Source organism: Mycobacterium sp. TH-M15, from assembly GCF_057473705.1.
This window is the reverse complement of record NZ_JBYCLB010000552.1, coordinates 1-4,917: the sequence shown is the minus strand read 5'-3', so window position 1 is coordinate 4,917 and position 4,917 is coordinate 1. Positions and strand designations below refer to the sequence as shown.

Below are 4,917 nucleotides of genomic sequence, written 5' to 3'. Positions count from 1 at the left end.
CCACGACGTGTACCTCAAGGGCACCGGCCCCGGAGTGGTGCTGATCCCGGAGATGCCGGGGATTCATCCCGGCGTGCTGGGGCTGGGCAACCATCTGGTGGACAACGGGTTCACCGTGGCGATTCCGTCACTCTTCGGTCGGCCGGGCAAAGCGGTCAGCCCCGGTTATGCGGTGGCGACGCTGGCCCGTGTCTGCGTGGCGCGGGAATTCGCGGCGTTGGCGACCAACGCTCGGCGCCCGGTGACCGCGTTTCTGACGGGGCTGGCCCGTGACCTCAACGCGTCGACGCCGGGCAACGGCGTCGGGGTGATCGGCATGTGCTTCACCGGTGGGTTCGCGCTGGCCGCCGCGGTCGACCCCGCCGTGCTGGCCCCCGTGCTGAGCCAGCCTTCGGTGCCGCTGCCGTTCACCGCCAAGCAGCGCCGCGACGCCGGGCTCTCCGATGCCGAACTGCGGATCATCGACGTACGCGCCGCCGACCAGGGGCTGTGCGCGATCGGCCTGCGGTTCAGTGCGGACAAGATGGCGCCTGGCGAGCGTTTCGGCACCCTCAAGGCCCGGCTCGGTGACGCGTTCGAGGTGATCGAGATCGACTCGTCACCCGGCAACCCGCACGGCTTCTCCCGGATGGCGCACTCGGTGCTCACCGACGAGGTCCGCGAAGTCGACGGGCACCCGGCGTACGAGGCCCGCAAGCGGGTGGTCGAGTTCCTCACCCAGCGCCTGACGCCGGCGTAGCCGCCGCCAGGTAGACCTCGACGGTGGTGACGATCAGGATCATCAGCACCGGCCCGATCACGATCCCCCAGAACCCGAACATCCCGATACCGGCGAAGACAGCCAGCAGCATCAGCGCCGAGTCCAGCCGCGCCTCGCGGGGCACCAGGACCGGCCGCAGCACGTTGTCGATGTTGGTGACCACCAACAGGTGGAAGAAGACCACGAACGCGCCGCCGATGAGATGGTCGAAGAACATCATGCCGATGCCGAACGGGATGGTGACGATGCCACCGCCGAGCGGGATGATGGAGAGCGCGGTGAGCAGGATGGCGAAGATGAAGAACGCTTCCCGGAATCCGCCGATGTAGATCGACGCGGCGCCGGCGACACCCTGGCAGAGCGCGATCACGAACTGGCCTTTGACCGTTCCGCGCACCATCGCCCCGGCCTTAGCCAGGTACAGGTCGGTCACCTCCTCGCCGAGCGGGTTGAGCCGGCGGATCAGGGTCAGCACCTGCTCCCGGTTCACCAGCAGCGAGACGAACACGTACAGGAAGATGATCGACGACGCGATCGTCCCGACGACGCCGCCGACCGCACCCTGCAGGCCGTGCAGCAGCCACTCCCCGCCGCGCTGGGCCACCGTGGTGATCGCGTGCTGCAGCGACTCGGTGGTGACCTTGGCGTGGACGAACGGCAGCCGCGCCAGCACGTCGTTGACCGTGCGCAGCACCCGGTTGCCGAGCGCGCTCAGGTCGGTCTCGGCGACCCAGTCACTGACCGCCGGAACCATCTGGGTGATCTGGACGACCGCCAGGAACACGATCCCGCCGACCGGCACGATGACCGTCGCCAACGCGGCCAGCAGGGTGAGGGTGGCGGACAGGCCGGTGCTGAACCGCCGCTGCAGCCCACGAAACATCGGCGTGAACAGGTAGGCGCCGACGGCGGCCACCACGATCAGGATGAAGAACTCGCGCAGGAAATAGGCGCCGAACAGCACCGCGACCACGGTGGCGACCGTTACGGCGCGTCTCTGGGAGACGGTGAACTGTTGATCCATCGCAGGCCTTCCGGTGGCTCCTTGCCGAATCCGTTCTGGCGAGTATGAAGGCAGGTGGAAGGTGATTGCGATGTATGACAAGAATTTGGACTTCGGTTGGCGCGTCGACATCGACTTCGATGAAGACGACACCCATACCCACGCCACGGTGCGGGCGCAGTTCGCCGACGGCGAGACGATGACCACCCGAGGTGACGCCTACCGGCATCCCGGTGACGCCAGCCAGCCGACGGTGGGCGAGCAGATCGCGGCGGCCCGCGGCCTGATCGCGCTGGGCACCGCGCTGCTGCAGACGGCGGCGGCGCAGATCGAGCAGGCCACCCACCAGCCGGCGCACCTGTACCGTTGACCGGTGGCGCTGGCGGTCTGCCTGCTCTTCGACCGGCGGTCCGACGCGGCCGTCCGCGCGCTGTGGGACCGGGTCGAGGAGCGGGGTGTGCCGAGCCTGCGCTCGCACACCCACCGGCGGCATGTGCCGCACATGTCCTACGCGGTGCTGCGCAGTTGGGATCTGCCGGCGGTTACCACTGCGCTGGCCGCACTGGGTGACGGCCCGGCCGTCGAGGTCAGCTTCGACGGGGTGGGGCTGTTTCGGCGCGGCCGGATCTGGTTGGTCGCCGGGGTGAGCGCCGATTTCGTGGCGCGCCAGCAGCGGGTGGTGCAGGCCGTCACGGCCGGCGGCGCCGATCTGCACAAGCACTACCGGCCGGGCATCTGGCTGCCGCACTGTTCGGTCGCACCGCGGGCGACGCTGGCTCAGCTGCCGGTGGTTGCCGCCGCGCTGCTCGACGTCCTGCCGTTGCGGGTGACGCTGGATCGGGCCGCGCTGGTCAACAGCGCCACCGGGGAGTTCTGTGCGCTTCCGTCGCTGCCGTGAGGGTCATCCTCGGGGCAGCCGACGTCAATTGCGTGGCGTCGTTGTGACCGGCCGTTTGCCCGCCTCCGCCTGCACCTCCCGGAACAACTCGGCGTAGTACGGCAGGCAGTCGGCCATCGCCTGCTCGGTGGTGAACGGCGGCCGGTAGCCGAGGTCACGTCGCGCCTTGTCGATGGAGAAGTAGTTGTCCAGGTAGAGCCGCTCCACCGCGCCGGGCTCCAGCAGCGGCTTGTGGATGCCGAACCGGAAGTGCAGCCACTGCCAGACGATCATCACGTCGCGGATCAGCCGTCCGGAGACCCGGAACCGGGGCCAGGGCTGGCCGAGCGCGGTCATGATCGGCCGGGCGAACTCGAGCATGTTGATCGGCTCGCCGTCGTTGATGAAGTACGCCTGTCCGGGCGCGGTTCCGCCCGGCACCAGGTGTTCGGCGGCCAGGATGAAGCCGTGGATCAGGTTGTGCACGTAGGAGTTGTCCAGCTTGGCGCTCTCCTTGCCGATCAGCACCTTGACGTGCCCGGCCACCACGCTCTCGAACAGCTTGCGGAACATGGTCTGGTCGCCGGGCCCCCAGATGCCGCTGGGCCGGATCGAGCAGGTGAGCATGCCGTGACCGTCCGGGCCGCCGTTGGCGGACAGCACGAACTTCTCGGCGGCGACCTTGGTCTCGGTGTAGAGGTCGTTGAACTTGGTGGTGTACGGCATCGTCTCGTCGCCGTCGGCGATGGCTTTGCCGCCCATCACCACACTGTTGGACGCGGTGTAGACGAAGCGTCTCACCCCGGCGGACTGCCCGGCCCGGACCAGCTTCTCGGTGCCGCCGACATTCACCGCGAAACTGCGCTCGCGCAGCTCGTCGGTGACCGCCGGACCGCCGGCCAGGTCGATGATCGCGGCGGTGTGGAAGACGGTGTCGATGCCGTCGACCGCCGCGGCGACCGTCTCGGCATCGCAGATGTCGCCCTCCAGCTTCTCCAACCGGGGATGGTCCGGCAGCGGCGACGGTGCACGGTCGAACGAGCGCACGTGGTGGCCGCGCTCCAGCAGCGTCTTGACGAAGTTGGTCCCGACGAAACCGGACCCGCCGGTGACCAGCACCCGGCCCAGTTGCGTTGTCAGCGATGGATCGGCCATCGGGTGAGCATAGCGGAACGTGTTTCAGTTCTGGGTTGGCATCAGGGCTGGTCGGCGTCTTCGGCGGCCAGCGCGTCGTGCACCCGTCGGCGGGCGCCAGCTAACTGCTCTTCGCAGCGTTTGGCCAGCTGTTCGCCTCTTTCCCAGAGTTTCAGCGAAGCATCCAGGTCCAGGCCGCCTTGCTCCAGGCGCTGCACCACCTCGATCAACTCGTCCCGGCACTGCTCGTAGTCGAGTTCGCTAACGGGCGTCATCGGTTCGGTCGGCACCGATCGCTCATCGGCCATCGGCGGCCCCCTCGCTCACCGCGACCACCGCGCCATCCGATAGCCGCACCCGCAGCCGGGTGCCGGCCGGGGCGTCGCCGACCGTGCGCAGCACCGTCGGTGATCCGGCGGCCGGGATGGTCTGCACCACCGCGTAGCCCCGGGCCAGGGTGGCCGCCGGGCCCAGGGTGGCCAGCCGGGCACCCAGGTGCCCGATGCGTTCGGTCTGCGCGTCGATCAGCCGGATGACGTCGCGGCGGATAGCGGCCCGGGCGCGGTGCACCTCGTCAGCCCGGTCGGTCAGCGCGCGCAGCGGGTCGGCCAGCACCGGCCGGCTGCGCAGCTGGGCCAGCACCCGCTCCTCGCGCAGCACCCAGTTGGCCAGCGCCTGCCGATTCCGTCGGCGCAGATCGGCGACGAACGCCAGTTCGGCGGCGGTGTCCGGGACGACCTTCTTGGCGGCGTCGGTGGGGGTGGCGGCCCGCAGGTCGGCCACCAGGTCGGACAGCGGGTTGTCCGGCTCGTGACCGACGGCGCTGACCACCGGGGTCCGGCAGCCGGCGATCGTCCGGCAGAGCGTCTCGTCGGAGAACGGCAGCAGGTCCTCGACGCTGCCGCCGCCGCGGGCCAGCACGATCACCTCCACGTCCGGGTCGGCGTCCAGTTCGCGCAGCGCCTCGACGATCTGCGGAACCGCACTAGGCCCCTGCACCGCGGTGTTGCGCACCACGAACCGCACCGCGGGCCAGCGGGCGGCCGCGACCGTCGTGACGTCGCGCTCGGCGGCGCTGGCCCGGCCGGTGATCAGCCCGACGGCGGCCGGCAGGAACGGGATCGGCCGTTTGAGTCGGGGATC

At 69.7% G+C, this 4,917-nt stretch carries 7 protein-coding genes; 3 read left to right on the top strand and 4 right to left on the bottom strand.

All coding sequences use genetic code 11. The features are described 5' to 3' along the window. The coding region (locus AC2VNT_RS13470) for a dienelactone hydrolase family protein (RefSeq protein ID WP_486947341.1) at positions 1–739 on the top strand (739 nt) is incomplete at its 5' end. Here the strand turns inward: AC2VNT_RS13470 and AC2VNT_RS13465 are convergent. Further along, positions 714–1,784, bottom strand: a complete 1,071-nt coding sequence (locus AC2VNT_RS13465) for an AI-2E family transporter (protein WP_486947340.1) — start codon at positions 1,782–1,784, stop codon at positions 714–716. The genes AC2VNT_RS13470 and AC2VNT_RS13465 overlap by 26 nt on opposite strands. A gap of 70 nt (positions 1,785–1,854) precedes the next feature. On the opposite strand from AC2VNT_RS13465, the gene AC2VNT_RS13460 reads away from it, so the two are divergent. Beyond that, complete coding sequence (locus tag AC2VNT_RS13460; RefSeq protein WP_486947339.1) at positions 1,855–2,133, top strand: DUF1876 domain-containing protein; 279 nt, start codon at positions 1,855–1,857, stop codon at positions 2,131–2,133. A 3-nt stretch (positions 2,134–2,136) separates the two neighbouring features. Further along, positions 2,137–2,661 carry a 2'-5' RNA ligase family protein gene (locus AC2VNT_RS13455; protein ID WP_486947338.1) on the top strand — a complete coding sequence of 175 codons (525 nt, stop codon included), beginning with the start codon at positions 2,137–2,139 and terminating at the stop codon, positions 2,659–2,661. 24 nt (positions 2,662–2,685) lie between these two features. Here AC2VNT_RS13455 and AC2VNT_RS13450 read toward each other — a convergent pair whose 3' ends face one another. The 3 genes from AC2VNT_RS13450 to xseA form a co-directional block, all read right to left on the bottom strand. Beyond that, complete coding sequence (locus AC2VNT_RS13450) at positions 2,686–3,795, bottom strand: 3-beta-hydroxysteroid dehydrogenase (protein WP_486947337.1); 1,110 nt, start codon at positions 3,793–3,795, stop codon at positions 2,686–2,688. 41 nt (positions 3,796–3,836) lie between these two features. Next, positions 3,837–4,049, bottom strand: coding sequence for an exodeoxyribonuclease VII small subunit (locus AC2VNT_RS13445; protein ID WP_486947342.1), 213 nt, complete (start codon positions 4,047–4,049; stop codon positions 3,837–3,839). Positions 4,050–4,071: 22 nt separating this feature from the next. After that, a partial coding sequence (xseA, locus tag AC2VNT_RS13440; protein WP_486947336.1) for an exodeoxyribonuclease VII large subunit occupies positions 4,072–4,917 on the bottom strand: 846 nt, incomplete at its 5' end.

Coding starts and splice junctions, on each gene's coding strand:
- AC2VNT_RS13465 (WP_486947340.1), bottom strand. CDS start 1,784: ATGGATCAACAGTTCACCGTCTCCCAGAGACGCGCCGTAACGGTCGCC.
- AC2VNT_RS13445 (WP_486947342.1), bottom strand. CDS start 4,049: ATGACGCCCGTTAGCGAACTCGACTACGAGCAGTGCCGGGACGAGTTG.
- AC2VNT_RS13460 (WP_486947339.1), top strand. CDS start 1,855: ATGTATGACAAGAATTTGGACTTCGGTTGGCGCGTCGACATCGACTTC.
- AC2VNT_RS13450 (WP_486947337.1), bottom strand. CDS start 3,795: ATGGCCGATCCATCGCTGACAACGCAACTGGGCCGGGTGCTGGTCACC.